Annotated in this window: 19 protein-coding genes and 1 tRNA gene; 8 read left to right on the forward strand and 12 right to left on the reverse strand. The window is 64.9% G+C overall.

Annotated elements, in window-relative coordinates:
• Positions 1 to 26: 26 nt before the first annotated feature.
• Positions 27 to 326, reverse strand: a complete 300-nt coding sequence (locus tag BIGA_RS02520) for a WhiB family transcriptional regulator (RefSeq protein WP_033506171.1) — start codon at positions 324 to 326, stop codon at positions 27 to 29.
• A 271-nt stretch (positions 327 to 597) separates the two neighbouring features.
• On the opposite strand from BIGA_RS02520, the gene BIGA_RS02525 reads away from it, so the two are divergent.
• The 4 genes from BIGA_RS02525 to BIGA_RS02540 all read left to right on the forward strand — a co-directional run bounded on the left by BIGA_RS02525 (position 598) and on the right by BIGA_RS02540 (position 5,762).
• Positions 598 to 2,058, forward strand: a complete 1,461-nt coding sequence (locus BIGA_RS02525) for an LCP family protein (RefSeq protein ID WP_033506169.1) — start codon at positions 598 to 600, stop codon at positions 2,056 to 2,058.
• Positions 2,059 to 2,158: 100 nt separating this feature from the next.
• On the forward strand, positions 2,159 to 3,490 hold the full coding sequence (locus BIGA_RS02530) for an LCP family protein (RefSeq protein ID WP_081929363.1): 1,332 nt from the start codon (positions 2,159 to 2,161) through the stop codon (positions 3,488 to 3,490).
• An 87-nt stretch (positions 3,491 to 3,577) separates the two neighbouring features.
• Entirely contained in the window at positions 3,578 to 5,404 is a 1,827-nt protein-coding gene (locus BIGA_RS02535; RefSeq protein WP_081929364.1) for an FtsK/SpoIIIE domain-containing protein, read from the forward strand.
• Positions 5,405 to 5,483: 79 nt separating this feature from the next.
• The gene (locus tag BIGA_RS02540; RefSeq protein ID WP_033506168.1) at positions 5,484 to 5,762 is read left to right on the forward strand and encodes a WhiB family transcriptional regulator; all 279 of its coding nucleotides are present in this window, start codon (positions 5,484 to 5,486) and stop codon (positions 5,760 to 5,762) included.
• 100 nt (positions 5,763 to 5,862) lie between these two features.
• Here BIGA_RS02540 and BIGA_RS02545 read toward each other — a convergent pair whose 3' ends face one another.
• On the reverse strand, positions 5,863 to 7,353 hold the full coding sequence (locus BIGA_RS02545) for a sensor histidine kinase (RefSeq protein WP_033506166.1): 1,491 nt from the start codon (positions 7,351 to 7,353) through the stop codon (positions 5,863 to 5,865).
• A 97-nt stretch (positions 7,354 to 7,450) separates the two neighbouring features.
• On the opposite strand from BIGA_RS02545, the gene trhA reads away from it, so the two are divergent.
• Positions 7,451 to 8,338 carry a PAQR family membrane homeostasis protein TrhA gene (gene trhA / locus BIGA_RS02550; RefSeq protein WP_033506165.1) on the forward strand — a complete coding sequence of 296 codons (888 nt, stop codon included), beginning with the start codon at positions 7,451 to 7,453 and terminating at the stop codon, positions 8,336 to 8,338.
• A gap of 199 nt (positions 8,339 to 8,537) precedes the next feature.
• Here the strand turns inward: trhA and BIGA_RS02555 are convergent, their stop codons facing one another.
• From BIGA_RS02555 to eno, 8 genes are all read right to left on the reverse strand, one after another.
• Positions 8,538 to 9,017 carry a GreA/GreB family elongation factor gene (locus BIGA_RS02555; RefSeq protein WP_033506164.1) on the reverse strand — a complete coding sequence of 160 codons (480 nt, stop codon included), beginning with the start codon at positions 9,015 to 9,017 and terminating at the stop codon, positions 8,538 to 8,540.
• 126 nt (positions 9,018 to 9,143) lie between these two features.
• Positions 9,144 to 9,551, reverse strand: coding sequence for an FKBP-type peptidyl-prolyl cis-trans isomerase (locus BIGA_RS02560; RefSeq protein ID WP_033506162.1), 408 nt, complete (start codon positions 9,549 to 9,551; stop codon positions 9,144 to 9,146).
• A gap of 47 nt (positions 9,552 to 9,598) precedes the next feature.
• Complete coding sequence (locus tag BIGA_RS02565; protein WP_033506159.1) at positions 9,599 to 11,074, reverse strand: L-serine ammonia-lyase; 1,476 nt, start codon at positions 11,072 to 11,074, stop codon at positions 9,599 to 9,601.
• Between the two features lie 74 nt (positions 11,075 to 11,148).
• Positions 11,149 to 11,227 (reverse strand) — tRNA-Leu (locus BIGA_RS02570).
• Between the two features lie 37 nt (positions 11,228 to 11,264).
• On the reverse strand, positions 11,265 to 12,260 hold the full coding sequence (locus tag BIGA_RS02575; protein WP_033506158.1) for a Ppx/GppA phosphatase family protein: 996 nt from the start codon (positions 12,258 to 12,260) through the stop codon (positions 11,265 to 11,267).
• Positions 12,261 to 12,310: 50 nt separating this feature from the next.
• Positions 12,311 to 12,880 (reverse strand): DUF501 domain-containing protein, encoded by a 570-nt coding sequence (locus BIGA_RS02580; protein WP_051917039.1) that lies wholly within the window; start codon positions 12,878 to 12,880, stop codon positions 12,311 to 12,313.
• The gene (locus tag BIGA_RS02585; RefSeq protein WP_033506156.1) at positions 12,881 to 13,408 is read right to left on the reverse strand and encodes an FtsB family cell division protein; all 528 of its coding nucleotides are present in this window, start codon (positions 13,406 to 13,408) and stop codon (positions 12,881 to 12,883) included.
• Positions 13,409 to 13,495: 87 nt separating this feature from the next.
• Positions 13,496 to 14,788, reverse strand: coding sequence for a phosphopyruvate hydratase (gene eno / locus BIGA_RS02590; RefSeq protein WP_033506155.1), 1,293 nt, complete (start codon positions 14,786 to 14,788; stop codon positions 13,496 to 13,498).
• A 366-nt stretch (positions 14,789 to 15,154) separates the two neighbouring features.
• Here eno and BIGA_RS02595 point away from each other — a divergent pair, with 366 nt between their 5' ends.
• From BIGA_RS02595 to BIGA_RS02605, 3 genes are all read left to right on the forward strand, one after another.
• Positions 15,155 to 15,931, forward strand: a complete 777-nt coding sequence (locus BIGA_RS02595) for an ABC transporter permease (RefSeq protein ID WP_033506149.1) — start codon at positions 15,155 to 15,157, stop codon at positions 15,929 to 15,931.
• A gap of 112 nt (positions 15,932 to 16,043) precedes the next feature.
• On the forward strand, positions 16,044 to 17,024 hold the full coding sequence (locus BIGA_RS02600; protein WP_051917077.1) for an ABC transporter substrate-binding protein: 981 nt from the start codon (positions 16,044 to 16,046) through the stop codon (positions 17,022 to 17,024).
• Positions 17,025 to 17,031: 7 nt separating this feature from the next.
• Positions 17,032 to 17,721 carry an ABC transporter ATP-binding protein gene (locus tag BIGA_RS02605; protein WP_033506147.1) on the forward strand — a complete coding sequence of 230 codons (690 nt, stop codon included), beginning with the start codon at positions 17,032 to 17,034 and terminating at the stop codon, positions 17,719 to 17,721.
• Between the two features lie 45 nt (positions 17,722 to 17,766).
• Here the strand turns inward: BIGA_RS02605 and BIGA_RS02610 are convergent, their stop codons facing one another.
• Both BIGA_RS02610 and BIGA_RS02615 read right to left on the reverse strand, forming a co-directional pair.
• Positions 17,767 to 18,282, reverse strand: coding sequence for a GNAT family N-acetyltransferase (locus tag BIGA_RS02610; RefSeq protein ID WP_033506319.1), 516 nt, complete (start codon positions 18,280 to 18,282; stop codon positions 17,767 to 17,769).
• 45 nt (positions 18,283 to 18,327) lie between these two features.
• Positions 18,328 to 19,248 carry a formate/nitrite transporter family protein gene (locus BIGA_RS02615; protein WP_202805497.1) on the reverse strand — a complete coding sequence of 307 codons (921 nt, stop codon included), beginning with the start codon at positions 19,246 to 19,248 and terminating at the stop codon, positions 18,328 to 18,330.
• Positions 19,249 to 19,291: the final 43 nt, after the last annotated feature.

A 19,291-nucleotide genomic window follows, 5' to 3' on the forward strand; every position in this document is an offset into this window, starting at 1 on the left:
CAGTGTACGCAACGGGTGCCCGTGCGTTACGCCCGTCCCCTGCGCTCCTTCTTATACCGACGGCGTTCGCGTTCGCTCATGCCGCCCCAGATGCCGAATCGCTCGTCGTGTTCGATGGCCCAATCCAGACACTGTTCACGCACCTCGCACTGGGCGCACACGCGCTTGGCGTCCCGGGTGGATCCGCCCTTCTCCGGAAAGAACGCCTCCGGATCGGTCTGCGAGCACAACGCCTTATGCTGCCATGACAGATCGTCGCCCGACTGGAACAACCCCCACAACTTGGATAGCGGCTCATCGGCGGATTCGTCCATGACCCCCCACATGTTGTCCTCCTTGCCTAGGCCGTGTGCAATCGATTCGCTTAAATTACACACTTGTCACTTGGGATTTGTCAAATCAAAAGCCGTGTCAATACCGCCCTTTAAGGGGTGCAGATGCTATATTGCCCCTTCCGTACATGCCGGCTCTGTTCCGATCCGGTGAACATCATGGCCCCGTATTCCCATTTTGGGGCATTGTTCAGGCCGGTGGCTTACAATCTATTCCGTTCAACCGCGACGGGCGCTCATAACCCGCAACCAGGAAGGCGACGACGTGACCTCACACCGCAGGACCAACCGCACAATCCCCAACATCGCGGGAAGCATCGCCTCGCATCCACGGCACAGCAGCCAATACCGCATCAGTCACGTTGTGCGCACCGTTCTGGTATCCATCCTATTGGCGGCCCTCACATTCGTCGGCACCGCAGCCGCGGCCGTGTGGGTGGATATCAACAGCACCATCGAGCAACGGTCGTTCACCCTGCCGGTGCAGGCGGACGATGCCGACAAGGACAACGAGCCCCAGCTGGTGGACGTGAACGCCGGCAAGCCGGTCAATGTGCTCCTCCTGGGTCAGGACACCCGCGAGGGCGACGGCAACGCCGCCGTGGGCGGCAGCGACGACTCGACCGCGAACCTCCATAATGCGGACACGACGATCGTGGCGCAGATCGCCGCCGACCGCTCCTACATCAACCTGGTCTCGATCCCCCGCGATTCCATGGTCGACGTCCCCAGCTGCTCCACGGCCAACGGCACCATCCCCGCGCAGTATTACGTGCAGTTCAACTCGATCTTCGCCAACGCCTACTCCTATGGGGGCGACCTGGCGTCCGCGGCCGGTTGCACGGTGAACGCGGTGAACGCGCTGACCGGCCTGGACATCCAGGAGGTCGTGGTGGTGGACTTCCAGGGCCTGAGCAGCATGATCGACGCGCTGGGAGGCGTGGACATCTGTATCCCGTTCGACACCCAGGACACCTATACCGGTCTGGACCTGAAGCGGGGCTTGCAGCATCTCGACGGCACCCAGGCCACGCAGTACGCCCGCATGCGCCACGGCACCGGCACGGATGGCTCGGACGTCATGCGAACAACACGACAGCAATACCTCATCAAGGCGCTGCTCAACGAGGCGCTCAGCAAGAACCTGTTCACCAACAGCCCGCAGCTCTACCAGCTGGCCCGCGCCGCGCTGGAATCGCTCAACATCAGCGACGGCCTGGCGGACGCCGCCACCCTGGCCGGACTGGCCATGAGCCTGAAGAACCTGGACTCCTCGCATCTGTACGCGCAAACCGTTCCGGTGGTCGCCGACCCCTACAATCCCACGGCCCGCGTCGTCTGGTCCGACGCCGCCGACGCCGTCTGGGAGAAACTCCGGCTCAACCAGCCGCTGACGGCCCAGTCCGACGACGCCCAGTCGTCGGACGACGCCACCGCCGACTCGTCCGAGACGCCGTCCGACACGCCTTCGGACACCGACGCCTCCCAGCAGACCACGCAGGACGGCACCGACACCGGCACCGAGCAGACGCAGCAGGCCGCGCCCGATCCAAACACCGGACTGGTCACCTCCGTCGACCCCTACACCCTGCAGGAAGTGCTCACCGACCCCGCCACGGGCGGCGTCGTGGACCCGGAGACCGGTTCCATCTCCGACCCGCTCACCGGGCAGTACATCGGCATGGCCGACCAGTACATCATGTACACCTTCTGCCGGGTCTCATGACACGGTAATGTGCTGTTCCTGCGCAGGATTACCCGCAGATACGCTGAAATGTCCCTCCACCGTGTAAAAACGACTGGAGACAGACACACTGGAGGGACATATGGCCGAAGAACAGGGAGACACTGGTATGCCGGGCATACCGCCCAGTTTCATACCGTCGGCCAGTCGCCAGCGTCCCTCCTCCCCCAGCGTGGACGCGGCACCGCCCAGTTTCATCCCGCCCTCGCGCAAGCGTGCCGCCAAGCCGGCCGCCGTCACCCCGGCACCCGCCTCGTCCACGGGACCGGCGCAACAGATGCCGCAGAGCTTCCAACCGGCATCCAAGCCCGCACGTCGGGCCACGGGGTCCTCGCGTTCGGCAGCATCGCAACGGACCGTGCCCCCCGCCACGCCGCCACGAACCGTGCCGAATACCCCCATGAACGTCCGAGCCGCGGCACCGGCGGCCGCCTACGGCTCCACGATGGCCGTGTCCGCACAGCCTCCACGCCGCCGCAGGCATATCGGACACATCATCGTCAGCGTCCTGCTCGTTCTCATACTGGCTGCGGCGCTCGGCCTGTTCGGCGTGTGGAACTGGGTCGACGGCAAACTCATCAAAACCCCCTGGCTGACGGACCGCGCCGATACGCCCGCATCCACGTGGCTGGTGCTCGGTTCCGACGAACGTGAAGGCGGCGACAGCGATATCGTCGGGTTCCGCACCGATACGATTCTGGTGCTGACCAAACCCCGGAAAGGCAGCAGCTCGCTGATCTCCATCCCCCGGGATTCGCTGGTCTCGATCGACGACTACTACCTGAAGATCAACGCGGTGAGCCAGCTGTATGACGGACAATCCCTGGTCAGCGAGGTCGAGCAGATCACCGGACAGAAGATCGACCATGTAGCGCAGATCAAGTTCAACGGTCTCAAGGACGTGGTCAATGCGCTCGGCGGCATCGAACTGTGCTACGACAGCGATGTCAGCGACCCGTATTCCGGCTTGGAATGGCAAGCCGGCTGCCACACGGCCGACGGCGACACCGCATTGGCTTTCTCGCGCATGCGCTACGCGGACGCCACCGGCGACTTCGGCCGCGGGGACCGCCAGCGGCAGGTCATCGGGGCCATCATGGACAAAGGACTGTCCTCCGGAACGCTCTCCAACCCGGGCACGGTGATGTCCGTGGCGGACACCACGTTGAACGCCATCACCGTTGACGAGCAGACCAACCCGTACACCCTGCTGATGATGGCGCTGGCGTTCCGCGACGCCACCGGCGCATCGGGAATCACGGGCTCCGTGTACTGGTCCGACCCCGACTACTACGTGGACGGCGTGGGTTCCAGCGTGCTGCTGGACGACCAGCGCAACCTGGAACTGTTCACCGCATTGGCCGACGGCACGCATGAGCCCGGCGTGGTGGGCACCCTCGCCGAGAGCCAGTGACCCCGGCGACACGCCGATTCCGATAGCCTTCGACCACATCGCCCCGTTCGCCTTGCCACCTGCCGTGCCAACGGTCAGACTGAAGGCATGAAGGGCACCCATCGACATACTCGAACCACTGAGCGGGCCACCGACCGCCGACGCCTCAGGGCCAGACGGCTGAGCCTCGCCGCGGCCGTGGCACCGGCCATCGCCCAGCTGATACTGCTGGGGGCGATGGCGGTGGAGCAACGCTGGATGTTCGTGCTCATGATCATGCCGGGGCTGGTCGGGTGTTTGGCCTCGCTCCTGGTGATAGTCACCCGCGGCGACGACCCCTCCCGGTCAGGACCGCAACCCGAGGAGCGATCCGGGCCGTCCGACGATTTCGGCGCCATCGCCATGCTGCCGTTGGAATCGGTGCTCGGCCTGCGCGACGATCCCGTGATGTGGCGGCCGATTGTGGCGAGCTGGCTCGACGGCGCACATACCGACGTGCCCATAGGCACCACCGCCAAGGGCGTCGCCACCCTGGACATCGCCGCGCAGGGACCGCACGCCCTGGTTGCGGGGACCACGGGATCCGGCAAATCCGTGCTGCTGCAGAACTGGTGTCTGGCGTTGGCGGTCCGCAACCCTCCCGATACGCTGCATTTCGTGTTCCTCGACTTCAAGGGCGGATCGACGTTCAGCCAATTGCGGGGTCTGCCCCATACGGCGGGCATCGTCGACGATTTGGACATCAGGCACGCCGCCAGGGCGATCGTCGGCCTGGAACGTGAGCTCAAGCGCCGTGAACGGCTAGTGGCGGAGGCCGGGGTGCCCTCCATCGATCGGCTGGGCAACGCGCAGCCATCCATCATCATCGTGATCGACGAGTTCCATGTGCTCCGGCAACAGCTGCCCGACGCCATCGAACGGTTCATCCGCATCGCCTCGTTGGGCCGGTCCCTGGGCATGCATCTGATCGCCTGCACACAGCATCCCCTCGGCCAGGTGCACGCGGAGATGAAGTCGAATATGGCGCTGAACCTGTGCCTGCGGGTACGTGACGGTATGCAATCCGCGGAATTGATCGGCTCGTCCGCCGCCGCAGGCATCCCTCCGACCATGCCCGGCGCGTTCTACAGCAACGACGGCGTCACCGTCACCCCCATCCGCAGCTGCGCCCCGGCCGACGCGCGGTCCATCACCGCGGCCATCGGCATGGCGTGCCGTTTCCACGGCGCCCGGCCCGCCGATCCGCTGTTCACCGCACCCCTGCCCGCACGCGTTGCCTGCGGCGACGGCGCGTGCGTTGCCCGCGATTGCGTGCCGTTCGCCCTGGGGGACGACGGCGCGCGCTTCCACGACGTCGTCCTGCAACCGCAGGAGGGCGGCATCGCCATCATCGGGGGCAGGGGCCGGGGCAAGACCACCGCATTGCGCATGCTGGCGGCGAGCTGGGGTGCGCGCGACGATGTGGCGCTGACGGTGACGTATCTTTCCGACGGGACATACGTCGACGCCGCGGATATCTGCACGGTTCCCCTGCCGCCGTCCGGAACGGGGAGGGATTCGGCCGCACGGCATCGGGCATGGCTGATCGACGACGCGGATATGGTGTTCAATCCCGCATGCGACCGGACCTGCACCGACCGGATACGGCGCAATCTGTATCGGGAGGGCGTGGCCCTTGTTGTGGCGGTGGAGCATCCGCACAGCCTGCGACGCCCCGACTTCTTCCGCACCAGGCTCATCTTCCCCTCCGGCGACCGCGCCACCGATCTGATGAACGGCATCCCCTCCGAACTGCTGAACCAATTCGGCCATGAGGAATTGACCACACCCGGCCGGGGCGTGCTGGTCGAACCCGGCAGGGCCACCGTGGTGCAGTGCATGGTTCCTTCCGGTTCCTTCACCAAGCCTGCGTTTTTTCCCGGCGAAACCTCTTGAAAAGTCGATGATTTCGTGGTTATCTGAATAATGTTTGTTCCGGAAGTCGGATATTGCGATTGAGGAGTGCGAGGAAACCATGAGCAGCGCTTACGATTGGCGAGCCAAAGCCGCGTGTCGGGACAAGGATCCCGAACTGTTCTTCCCCGTCGGCAACACCGGTGCCGCCTATCAGCAGATCGAGGAGGCCAAGGCCGTGTGCCGGACCTGCAAGGTCATCGATGCCTGCCTCAAATGCGCTCTGGACACCAATCAGGATTACGGTGTCTGGGGTGGCCTCAGCGAGGACGAGCGGCGCGCGCTGAAGCGTCGCGCCATGCGCGCCCGCCGCTCCCAGGCCATGCAGATGCAGGTGTGAGAGCTTAAGACCGGTCAACCGATGGCGAGGGGCCTTCCGCGAATGGCGGAAGGCCCCTCAGCGTATCCGCGCATCCGATGCGGGCCGCGGGAGGTGCCGGTCAGGATTCGTTCTGCGCGGCACGCAGCTTCATGTCCAGGATGACGCGGGTGCCGCCCTCGCGGCGGGGCTCCCAACGCACGGTGCCGCCGAAGTCGTTCTTGACAAAGGTGTTGATGATCTGCGTGCCCAGACCGGACCCGGAGGAACGAGCCATGCCGTTGTTCTCCTCCTGTTCCAGACCCACGCCGTCGTCCTCGACCACCACGTTGAGGTTGTTGCCGCCACGGCCCACGGATACCGTGATATGACCCTCTTTACGGCCTTCGAACCCGTGCTCGATGGCGTTGGTGATCAGCTCGGTGAGCACCAGCGACAGCGGCGTGGCGTCCTGCGCCGGCATCATGCCGAACTTGCCTATGAAATCGATGTCGATATGCTGGTCGCGCATCGTGGCCAGGTCCACGTTCATCTTCAGCAGGTTCGAGATCACCTTGTCGAAATCGACGATTTCGTCGACCGTCTGGCTCAGTCCCTCGTGCACCATCGCGATGGTCTGCACGCGGCGCTGCGCCTCGGCCAGCTCCTTCTTGACCTCCTGGGACTTGGTCTTGCGCGCCTGGAGCCGCAGCAGCGCGGACACCGACTGCAGGTTGTTCTTCACCCGGTGGTGGATCTCGGAGATCGCCGCGTCCTTGGTCTGCAGCTCCTTCTCGCGGCGGCGCAGCTCCGTGACGTCACGGCACAGCACGATGCCGCCCGTCCTGCCGTTCGCGTCATACAGCGGCAGCGAACGCATCGAGACCGCGGAACGGTTCGCGTCGAGTTCGGAATCGACAGCGGCCTTGCCGCTCAACACCAACGGCAGCGTTTCCGGCACCGGATCGTTCTTGTGCAACAGCTGGGTGCCGATCTCGCTCAGGTACTGGCCGATCATGGCACGCAACGACCCCAGACGGCGGAAGCAGCTGATGGCGTTCGGGGAGGCATAGCGCACCACGCCGTCCACGGTCAGTACGATGAATCCGTCCGACACGCGGGCGATATGCCGCTGGTTCATCACCGAATCACGGTACGGGAACTGGCCGCGGGGAATCATCTCATACAACTGCTTGCCGGCGTTGATGCTTTCCGACTCATAGCGGCCGTTCGATTCACGTGTGGCCATGTTGGTCTCGCGCACCACCAGGCCGAGGGTCTTGCCGTTATGCCGGACCGGCGCATACACGTTGCATACCGCGGACTTGCCCACCGTACGCAGCACGGTGGAACGGAACACGGAGCCCGAGCGCATGGCCAGGTCCAGCTCGCCGTACAGGTCCTCGTCCACCTCCTTGCCGACCACGTCCTCCTCACGCAGGCTCATCACGGTGGAGGGGCGGCATTGCTCGGCGATGATGTACCTGCCGTCGCCATTCTGCACGATGAGCAGCAGGTCGGCGAAGCTCAGGTCGGCGATGACCTGCCAGTCCGCCACGAGTTGATGCAGCCATTCGCGGTCGTAGTTGTCCAGATCGGGACGACTCGCCAGTATCTCGGAAAAATCAGCCATGTGCTCCACATTACCCCAGCGCGTGTCCGAATCCAGCGATATCCACAACCTACGATAACGTAGGTTACGGTTGCGTAACCATTATTCGGGAGGACATATGAGCCGGCACACCGACGAGGAGATCGAACGCACACGGGCGGCCGTCATCGAGGCACGCGAGCAGGCGCTGCAGGCCAAGGCCGACGCCGTGCGGATCAAGGCCCGCAACAAGGCCGACAACATCCGCCGCAAGGCGGAGACCAAGGCCAAACTCACCATCGCCAAAGGCGAGGCGCGCGCCGCCAGGCTCGAAGGCATCGCCCCCGCCGAGGTGGAGCGCAAGATCAGGCTGGACGTGCACGGCCGTCCGAAGCCGGCCATGCGCGGATGGATCCATCTGGTGGCGGCGCCGCTTTCATTGGCGGCGGGCATCGTGCTGATCTGTCTGGCGCAGGGGGCGGCGCTCAAGTGGGCGTGCGCGGTGTTCATGGTCTGCTCGCTGGTGCTGTTCGCCAACTCCGCGGCCTACCATCTGGGCGACTGGTCGCCGCGCGTGACCGACGTGCTGCGTCGCATCGACCACCTCAATATCTTCCTGCTCATCGCCGGCACCTATACCCCGGTCTCGTTCGCCCTGGAGCCGTTCTGGAGGAACGCCATCATCGGCGGCATGTGGGCCTGCACCTCGGTCGCCATGATCGTGCATGTGATCTGGATCAGCGCGCCACGCTGGCTGTACACCATCACCTACATCGTCTTCGGCGTCTCCGGCGTGGCGTTCATGTGGCTGTTCTGGGTCTCCCCCTATGCCGGCCCGCCGGTGGTGATCCTGCTGGCCGCGGGCGGCGCCTGCTATATCGCCGGCGCCATCGTGTACGCGCTGCGCAAGCCCGACCCCTGGCCCCGCGTGTTCGGATTCCATGAGATCTTCCACTGCGGCACCGTGGCCGGGTACGCGTGCCAGATGGTGGCGATCTACATGGTCATCGTCAGCCTCTGGCAATAAAGGCCGTACACATCCGTACCGCCATACGGACTCTGATCTATCGTGACCGTGACACAAGTCCGTAATCCTTGGAATTCCAAGGGTCACGAAAATACATCGTGGATAAGATAGATCAGAGTCCGTATGAGGAGGGCATGGCATGGAACGAACAGGCCCCGGTTGCCCTTACGAGCACCGGAGCCTGTTCGATTGATGGGTGTCAGTTCAGCGGCTTGGCGTCCTTGATCGTCACCGAGATCTCGCGGCCGTTGGGGGCCTGGTAGCTCACGGTGTCGCCGGCGTGCGCGCCCATGATGGCGGCACCGATCGGCGATTCGGGGCTGATCACGTCATAGTCGGTGGCCACGGCGATGTCGCGGGAACCCAGCACGACCACCATCTCGCGGCCGGCCATATCCATCGTGACCACGGAGCCGTTGCCCACCAGGCCGGCCTCCGGCGCCTCAAGGATCTTGGCGTTGCGCAGCTTGACGATCAGCTCGTTGATGCGCCCCTCGTTCTTGCCTTGCTCCTCACGCGCGGCCTGGTAGCCGCCGTTCTCCGACAGATCGCCCTCGGCGCGCGCGGCGGCGATGCGCTCGGTGATCTCGTCGCGGTACTCCCCCTCACGCCAGGTGAGCTCCTCCTTGAGCTTGTCATACGCCTCCTGCGTCAGCAGGATCGTCTTTTCCTCAGTCATGATTCCTCCTTTTGCACGGACTCATTGGCAGCCAAGTCTAATACGGAAGACGGCTCGGCGCCATGCATGTCCGTCTATGACAAGGCGCCGATCGATGCCGGCGCCTTCCCTTTTCGCGAATATCCGTCAGCGGGTCGAGATGATGTCGATGACGAACACCAGGGTATCGCCGCCGCCGATGCCGGCCTGCGGCACGCCACGGGAACCGTAGCCGTACTCCGGCGGGATGGATACGACCAGTCGGGAGCCAACGTTATGCCCCGGCACGGTCTGGTCCCAGCCCTTGATGACCTGCCCGACGCCGATGCCGAAGCTCGCCGGCTGATGACGCACGAAGCTGGAGTCGAACGGATCGGTGCCGCCCCACACCACGCCGTGATAGTTCACGGTCACGGTATCGCCGCGGCGCACCATCGGGCCATCGCCCTCCACCAGCTCCACGACCTTCAGACCCTTCGGGGCCTCGTCGGACGGGAATTCGATAACGGGCGAAGCGCCGAACTCGGCGTTCACCACAGGCATGCTGTCTGCCATCTTGACCTCCTTCAACACAGAATGTCTCATAGCCTAGCACAACGCCGTCAGCATTCCACCACGTTGACGGCCAGGCCGCCCTTGGACGTCTCCTTGTATTTGGCCATCATGTCCTCGCCGGTCTGCTTCATCGTCACGATGGCCTGATCCAGGCTCACGATATGCGAACCGTCGCCCACCATGGCCATGCGCACCGCGTTGATGGCGGTGTTCGCGCCCATCGCGTTGCGTTCGATGCACGGGATCTGCACCAGCCCGCCCACCGGATCGCAGGTCAGTCCCAGATTGTGCTCGATACCGATCTCTGCGGCGTTCTCCACCTGCTCCGGGGTGCCGCCCAGCACCGCGGCCAGTCCCGCGGCGGCCATCGAACAGGCCACGCCCACCTCGCCCTGGCAGCCGACCTCGGCGCCGGAGATCGAGGCGTTGCGCTTGAACAGGTAGCCCACGGCCCCCGCGGTCAGCAGGAAACGGATCACACCCTCCTCGTCGGCCACGTCCACGAAATGCCAGTAATACAGCAGCACGGCGGGGATGATGCCGGCCGAACCGTTGGTCGGCGCGGTGACGATGCGGCGTCCGCCCGCGTTCTCCTCGCTCACCGCCAGCGCGAACAGGTTGACCCACGCGGCGTCCGAGGATTCCAGCACGATGTCGATGCGTCCCGCGTCACGTTTGAGGATGTCGCCATTGGTGGCCAACCGCGCGTACATCCCCGGTGCGCGCCGCGGCACATCCAGGCCGCCGGGCAACACCAGCTCGGTGCTGGAGCAGCCGTTGGCCACGCATTCGCGCATCACGCGCCACACCGTGAGCAGACGTTCACGCACCTCGTCGGCGGGGCGGACCGCGGTCTCGTTCGCCCACACCACATCGGCGATGGACATGCCCTGCCGGCGGCAGATGGCGATCAGTTCGTCGCAGGTGGTGAACGGGTACGGCACCCCCGTATCCGCAGGCGACTCCCCCGTATCGGACCCGGCGGCTTCGTCATCGGATCCGGCATCGGATGGCGCCGTGACGCGTTCATGGTTGCCGACCAGTCGGTCATTCGCTTTGCCGCGCTGGATGAATCCGCCGCCGATCGAATACCACACCTGTTCGTCCACAGTGCCGCCGTCCGCGTCGAACGCCTCGAACCGCATCCCGTTGGGGTGGGCGGCCAAGCGCCGCCACTGGTCGAACACCACGTCACGGCCGTAATCGAAGCCGATAACGCGTGTGCCGTTCAGCGCCAGGCTGCCGGCATCCTCGCATGTCTCACGGATATGCAGCAGGTGATCGGTATCCACGGTTTCGGGCAGATGGCCTTCCAATCCCGCCACCGCGGCGCGGTCGGTGCCATGCCCCAGTCCCGTCAGCGACAGCGAGCCGTACAGGGTCACCCGCACGCGATGCACGCCGTCGAGCAGACCGCATTCGGCCAACGAGGCCACGAAGGCGTGCGCGGCGCGCATCGGCCCCACCGTATGAGACGAGCTCGGCCCCACGCCGATTGAGAACATGTCGAGGATGCTGAACACTGGCACTCCTTTTGGGCGGTCCATTGGTCACGAAAACGGCCCCGCCCATCACGTGGGACGGAGCCGCGTATCAGTGCCCCCGGCGGGACTCGAACCCGCAAGCCGAAGCGGCCGATTTTAAGTCGGCTGCGTATACCATTTCGCCACGGGGGCACGGCCGGCGCACCGGCCACACTGTATTATGCCACGATTATCGCGCGGTGAGAAGACGCCTGCCGTAATCCAGCACAATACCGTCCAACAGGCCGTGTTCGCTGGCCACGAACGAGTCGATCGCCACGCCGTGATCGGCCTTGGCCGCCTCGCCGATGCGGGCCAGCACACGGCTCCATACCAGCGCGCCGCCGCCGACCACGTCGATGCGGCCGGGGTGGATGGTCCTGTATTCGCGGCGCTCCTCACGCGGCATGCGCAGGAACCGGTCGTTGACGGCGAACGCGTCCGGGAACGGCACACGGACGCCATCCACCAGACGGTGGTCGTATTCCTTGAGTCCCATCGTCAGGGCGGTCATCGTCGTCACCGTGCCCGACACGCCGATGATGGTCCGCGCCTTGCCGGCGGGCACGACGCGGAAGGCCTCATCGATATGCTCATCGATATCGGCGACGGCCTCGGCGATCTCGTCATCGGTCGGCGGATCGGTGTGCAGATGCCGTTCGGTCATGCGCACCGAGCCGATGTTCATCGAGAACGCCCCCTGCACCTCTGTCTTCGGCGCGGTCACGCCGTCGCCGCCCAGCACCAGCTCGGTGGATCCCCCGCCCAGATCGATCACCACATAGGGGGCCTCCAGGTCGCGTTCGACCACGCTGGTGGCGCCCAGGAAGCTCAGGTCGGCCTCCTCGGTGCCGGGAATCACCTCGGGGCGCACGCCGAGGATGCGTTCCATGGCGTCTTCGAACTGTTCGCGGTTCTCGGCATCGCGTGTGGCCGACGTGGCCACGAAGCGGATGCCGTCCACCGGATGCTCCCTGAGGATCTCGGCGAACTCCCCCGCGGCCGCATAGGCGCGCTCCAACGCCTCATCCGCAAAGCGGTGCGTCTGGTCCACGTCCTGTCCCAAACGGATGACGCGCAGGGTACGGGGGACGATCTCCTCCATACCGTGCTCGTCGACGCGCGCCACCTTCAAACGAATCGAATTCGTGCCGCAATCGATGCCGGCCACCGTTACCGAAGCCATATCCGTCTTCCCTCCCTCAACCGTTGTCTGTCGTGTGCCGCGCACACCCGTTATTCAACCGTACACCGGCACACGTCGGGGCTGAACTCGCCGCGGATGCGCGCCAGGGTCAGGTCGCCGATCGGATTGGCCCCCTGGCCCATCACCAGTGTCTGGGCGAGCAGCGCGTGCAGGCATTTGACGCGGGTCGGCAGGCCTCCGGCGCTGATGCCCTCGATATGCTCCTCGCTGTCGCCCAGCCGTCCGGCCAGCTCGTGCCGGAAGGCCAGATACAACCGGTGCGCGCGCTCATACGCGGCCCGCACCTCATCATCTTGGGCAAGCAGCTCGTTGTATTCGGCCATCACGCCTTCGGCTTCGACATGCGAAACCGCCTTCACCGCCTCAGGGCCAGTCAGGTAGCAGGTGGTGGGGAACGGGATGCCGCCGGGCAGCAGCGGCCGCGTGATGACGGCCAGGGGCCTGCCGCACACGCATCGTGCGCCGACAGCCACCATGCCGCGCGGATACCGGCCAAGCTGCCGTTCCACAATCGCCATATCCTCATCGGTGGCGGGATCCTGCAGGCAACGGTCGACGAGTTCGACCGCGATTCGGGCGATGTCCTCGCTCTGATTCACTTATTCCTCTCCTGACGTGTCTGTGGTGTCGGTCTGGGATTGCGGCTGCTGCCGTGCGGATTCGCCGGTATCTCCCGCGGAGGTGTCCTGCCGGTCCACCTGTTCGAAGGAGTAGGCGAGCTCCTCGTACCATGGCAACGACTGGCTGTCCGATGCGTCGTTGTCCTGCTGCCGTTCGGCGTCGGTCTGGCCGGTCACGGCCTCGGGGTGCAGCACACGCACCGCCTGCTCCCCGGGGAAGACGAATCCCAACCGTTCGCGGGCCTGCGCGGTGACGTAGGCCTCGTCATCCCATCGTTTGATCTCGTTCTCAAGGTCCTGCTTCTCGGCTTCCAGAGCGGCTTCCTGACGTTTGAGACCGTTGAGGTCGGATACCGTCAGCGCATACGTATAGAACGTGGAAACCAGCTGGATGGCGCCCAACGCCACAATGAACAGGGCGATGAAGAACGAGATCGGCCCGGCGCTGCCGCGACCGGCCTTCGCCGTGGGCTTGCCTGGTCTGCGGGTGCGGGTCGTTCTGGTCATAGACATGAAAATACCCGCCGCATTCGACTTCACGGATGCGGCGGGCGGGAAGCTATGCGCTCGTTACAGGCCTACACGGCCCGGCGATCACATGTACTTCTTGCAGGCCTTGAAGGCGCTGTAGCCGGCGTACTGAGCGGTGGAGCCGAGCTCCTCCTCGATCTCGAGCAGGCGGTTGTACTTGGCGATGCGCTCGCCACGGGCCGGGGCACCGGTCTTGATCTGGCCGGTGTTCTTGGCGACGGCCAGGTCGGAGATGGTGGTGTCCGGGGTCTCGCCGGAACGGTGCGACACCATGGAGGTGAAGCCGTTCTTGGTGGCCAGCTCGATGGCGTCGAGGGTCTCGGTCACGGTGCCGATCTGGTTGAGCTTGACCAGCAGCGAGTTCGCGGCGCCCAGCTCGATGCCCTTGGCCAGACGCTTCGGGTTGGTCACGAGCAAGTCGTCGCCGACGAACTGCAGGCGGTCGCCCAGGCGAGCGGTGATGGCCGCCCAGTCCTCCCAGCCTTCCTCCTGGAACGGATCCTCGATGGAGACGATCGGGTACTCGTTGACGAGCTTCTCGTAGTAGTCCAACATGTAGGCGGACTCGCGCTCCTCGCCGTCGAAGCGGTACTTGCCGGTCTCCTTGTTGTAGAACTCAGAGGAGGCCACGTCCAGCGAGATGCCGATCTGCTTGCCCGGCTCATAGCCGGCGGCGGAGATGGCGTCCATGATGAACTTGATGGAGTCCTCGTTGGACTTCATCTTCGGGGCGAAGCCGCCCTCGTCGCCGAGGCCGGTGTTCAGGCCCTGCTTCTTCAGGACGTTCTTCAGGGTGTGGTAGACCTCGACGCCGGCGCGGAGAGCCTCGGAATAGGTCTCGAAGCCGTACGGGGAGATCATGTACTCCTGGATGTCGGTGGCGAAGTCGGCGTGGGCGCCACCGTTCATGATGTTCATGTTCGGCACCGGCAGGATGTGGCCGTTGGTGCCGCCGAGGTAGCGGTACAGCGGCATGCCCGCGGATTCGGCCGAGGCGTAGATCGCGGCCAGCGAGACGCCCAGGATGGCGTTGGCGCCGAGGCGGCCCTTGTTCGGGGTGCCGTCGAGCTCGATCATGACCTCATCGAGGGCGCGCTGATCAGAGGCATCCATGCCGATGACCTTCGGGGCGATCTCCTCGTTCACAGCCTTGACGGCGTTGAGAACACCCTTGCCCTTGTACACGGCCTTGTCGCCATCGCGACGCTCCCAAGCCTCGGCCTCACCGGTGGAGGCACCGGACGGAACGAGACCCAGACCCTGGGCGCCGTCCTCGGTGTCCAGCACGACCTCGACGGTCGGGTTGCCACGGGAGTCAAGAATCTGACGCGCGTACACGCTTTCAATTACTGCCACAACTACTCCTTACGACGTTGGGTTGTGATGACACTGTTAAGGATAGTGGGTTTGATGGACGTTGGGCGAAGACACGCGGAAGAACTTTCGTTAGCGCTCACATCGGTGAATCCCCTTGGAACCATCACCATTTGGCGGCTGCGTCCGAGCCGCCTGGACATCCGACACGCATACGCCTGTTCGTTGGCCATGACGGCGTTCTATGTCCATACCTCGGTCCAAGAATATGAGACTGACACGGGGTGCCCGGGCCATTGCCTTAAATCATGCTGGAAACACCGCAACCGGTGGATGAAAGCGGGCGGCTGGGCTGAGATCATACTCGTCGAACCTGATGTAGTTAGCACTATCGAAGGGAATGTCATCATGCGCAAGCATGCCCTGCGCCGTCGAATCGCGGCCGTTGCGGCCGCCTGGGCCTCGACGCTGCTCCTGCTGTTGTGGTGGTACTTCGCCACGCTCTCCCCTGCGGACACCCGTCCCCTCCCGTCCCCCGCCGAGGTCGTCGGCGCCTGGAACGATCTGGACGCGGAAGGCCTGCTCTGGCCTTCGATTGGGATCAGTCTGTTGCGGGTCGCCTCGGGTCTGGCGTTGGGCATCATCCTGGCCGTACCGGCCGGACTGGTCGCCGGGGCCTCCCGCGTGGGCCTGGCCATCATCGACAAGCCGATCCATATGCTGCGGGCCGTGCCGTTCCCGGCGCTCGCCCCGCTGTTCATCGTCGTGTTCGGCATTGGGGAGACGATGAAGATCGGGCTGATCACCGTCGGCGTGTTCGGCCTGGTGTACGTGAATCTGCGTGACGGCGTGCGCAATCTCGACCCACGGCTGTTCGAACTGGCCAAGGTGTACCACTTCAGCCGAGCCACGCTCTTCCTGCGGGTGCTGTTGCCGGGGGCATTGCCGGGATTCATGACCGGCCTGCGCTTCGCGCTCACCGTGGCTTGGATCGCGCTGGTGACCTGCGAAACCGTCAACTCCTCCACGGGGATCGGCTATATGCTGTCCCGCTCCCAGCAGTTCTCCCGCACCGACCAGACCGTGCTGTGCATCGTGCTGTATGCCATCCTTGGCCTGCTGTCGGAGACGATCGTCACCCTGCTGGAGCGCGCGGCGCTCCCTTGGCGGTACGCCCGCCACTGAGCGGCCGCCCCGCCGCACACCATACCCGATGGCACGCGGCGGCCCTTCATGTATGCCGTCACGCCATCCCATCACCATCACCCTCATCATCACCATCTCGAAAGGAACCATGATGACCCGAACCAACCACACCATCGCCCGCAAGCTCGCCGCGCTGGGGGCGGCGGCCCTGCTGCTGTCCTCAACCGCCTGCTCGGCGCACGGCAACGCCTCCGCCAACACCGATACCGACACCATGCGCGTGGCGTATCTGTCCACCGCCAACTACCTCACCACGCTCAAGAACGAACAGTTCGCCCAGGATGAGCTGGCACCCGCCACCGTCGAGTTCACCGGCCCCTACAATCCGGCCGACGCCCGCACCGCCGTACAGTCGGGCAACGCCGACGCCACGTCGACGGGTACCGGCTCGTTCATCAACCTGATCGCCCAGGACCAGCCGTGGGTCGCGTTCGCCATCGAGTACTACGACGGCGATTCGCAGGGCATCGTCGCCGCGCCGGACAGCGGCGTCGAGACGCTGGAAGACCTGTACGGCAAGACCATCGCCATCGACTCCAAGGGCGCGACCGGCGACTACATCGTGCACCAGGCGTTCGCCAACGCCGGACTGGACGCTTCGCAGGTCACCGAGGTGGAGATGAGCCCCAGCAACTTCAGCGCGGCGTTCAGCTCGGGACAGGTCGACGCCATCGCCACCTTCGACCAGAACCTGGCCTCGGCGATGGCCACGCCCGGCGCCAAGCTGCTGGTCAACGCCAAGGAATACGGCAACCTGAACGTCTCGATTCACATCGTCTCCCAGTCCTTCGCCGACGAGCATCCGGATCTGGTCAAGGCCATGTACCGCGCGCTGGTCAAGGAATCGGACAAGGCCCAGGAACATCCCGAGATCATCACCGACGCTTACCGCGAATTCGGGGCCTCGGACGAGATCGTCGATCAGGTGGCCAAGTTCGACGTCCCCGAGATCCTGCCGATCGACGCCGACGGGCTCGACATGCTGGAACAGCAGGCGCAGCAGTACGTGGACTTCGGGTTCATCGACGCGCTGCCCGACGTCAAGAGCCACGTTATGGATTGCACGAAGTGAGGCCGCGATGACGTTGACGCTCGACCACATCCGTATGACGTTCGATGGCCACGAGGTGCTGCGCGACGTGACCGTCCACGTCGACGACGGGCGGTTCGTCAGTCTGATCGGACGCTCCGGCTGCGGCAAATCCACGCTGCTGCGCGTGGCGGCGGGCCTGATCGAACCGACCGCCGGCACGGTGCATGCCGACCACGATATGGCCTTCGGGTTTCAGGACGCCCGACTGGTGCCGTGGATCCGGCTGTGGGACAACGTCACGCTCGGATTGCCCGGGCGGCGCACCGAACGACGCCAGCTGGCACTGGATGCCTTGGCACGGGTGGGACTAGCCGACCACGCCGACGCATGGCCCGGCGAACTGTCCGGAGGGCAGGCGCAGCGGGCGTCGTTGGCACGCGCGATCGTACGACAGCCGAAACTGTTGCTGTTGGATGAACCGTTCGGCGCGCTCGATGCGCTGACCCGTCTGGATATGCAGGACCTGCTGGCGCACTTGCAGGCCGAGCAGCAGTGGACCATATTGATGGTCACCCATGATATTCCGGAGGCGGCGCGGTTGTCCGACCGCATCCTGGTGCTTGCCGACGGCACAATCGGCACAATCGTCGATGTCGACCGAACCGATATGGACGACGAGGGTCTGCCCCGCGACCATGAGGCGATCGAACGGCGGTTGCGCGCGGCGTTGCGCTGACGTCGCGGGCATAGCGGCAGACGGCGTGGGGACGGTTGCAGGCGGCTAGAGAATCGTCTCCATGCCAATCTTCTGGGGCTTCAAGCCACAGTGCTCGTAGAAGCCCTTCGCGGCCTCGTTGCACGCCCACACGTTCAGCGTCAGGTTGTAGCAGCCGGACTCCTTGGCGAAGCCGAGGACGTGGCGGTACAGGGCGTTGCCGACGTGCCGTCCGCGCTGGGCCTCGTCCACGCACAGGTCGTCGATGTACAGCGTCTGGATGTCGGTGAGGATGTTGTCATCGACATGCCGCTGGAACTGGCAGAACGCATAGCCCAGCAGGCGGTCCGCCCCCTCGGCGTCCTCTCGCGCGGGGTCGGCGATGGAACCGGCGCCCGGCTCGACCGCCACGAACACCGGGGTCCGGTCGTCGGCGATGATGCCGGCCAGCTGGTCGTCGGTGTACTTGGTGGCGTGGGGTTTGAACAGGTCGGGCCGTCCCGCGTGGTGCACGTCCAGCACCTGATGGAGCAGTACATCGATCTGCGGGATGTCGCGCGGCTCGGCGCGGCGGATGGTCATGCGCCCCGCATCGGTATCGTTCCGGTTCCGATCCTGTTCGTTCATTCAGCGCTCCTCGATGCTCTTCCTGCGTTTCGATGGCTTGTGGTTGTTCACGTACCAGTACGCGAGCGCCACCACGACCGCGCCGCCGACGATGTTGCCCAGCGTGGCCACACCGATGTTATAGAGCGAGGCCTGTACGGTCAGGTCGGCGATGCCGTCCAGTCCGGCGCCGTAGCCCATGGCCTTGGCGACCAGTCCGATCGGCAGGAAGAACATGTTGGCCACGCAGTGTTCGAAACCCATCGCCACGAATCCGGAGATCGGCAGTAGGATGCCGAGCACCTTGTCTGCCGTGGAGCGCGACGAGTAGCCGATGCGCACGGCCAGACACACGAGCACGTTGCACAGCACGCCACGCGCGAACAGCGTCACGGGGTCGAGCGTGACCTTCGAGATGGCGGTGGAGACGGCCGTCTCCCCCACCAGGCCGTCGTTGAGGCCCATCGTGCCGGCCATGGCGATCAGGGCGACGAGGATCAGGGCGCCCAGCAGGTTGCCGAACCAGACGATCACCCAGTTGCGGACCAGAGCGGGCAGGGAGATACGGCGTGCGGCCAGGTTGGAAGCCATCAGCGAGTTGCCGGTGAACAGTTCGGCGCCGCAACACAGCACCAGGATCAGGCCCATGCAGAACGCCAGTCCGCCGACGAAGCGCTTGGGGCCCCAGGTCATCGCCGGATCGCAGGTGACGATGAGGAAGAACAGGGCGCCGAAGCCGATGAACGCGCCGGCGAACAGGGCCAGGATGAAGGTGACGGACTTGCTCTGCTTGGTTTTGTTCACGCCCGCGCTTTCGACGGCCTCTTCGGTTTCGGCCGTGTTCAACGCGTTGACATGCACGGCGGGAACCGCCATCGACGAGGTCACCGACGGTGCGGCTGCTGCATGGTCGGCGACGGGCGTGGTCTCGGATTGCATCATCGGAATCGTTCTCTTTCGTTGCAGACAAGGGACTGACATCCGT

The organism is Bifidobacterium pullorum subsp. gallinarum, from assembly GCF_000741215.1.
Lineage (GTDB): Bacteria > Actinomycetota > Actinomycetes > Actinomycetales > Bifidobacteriaceae > Bifidobacterium > Bifidobacterium pullorum_B.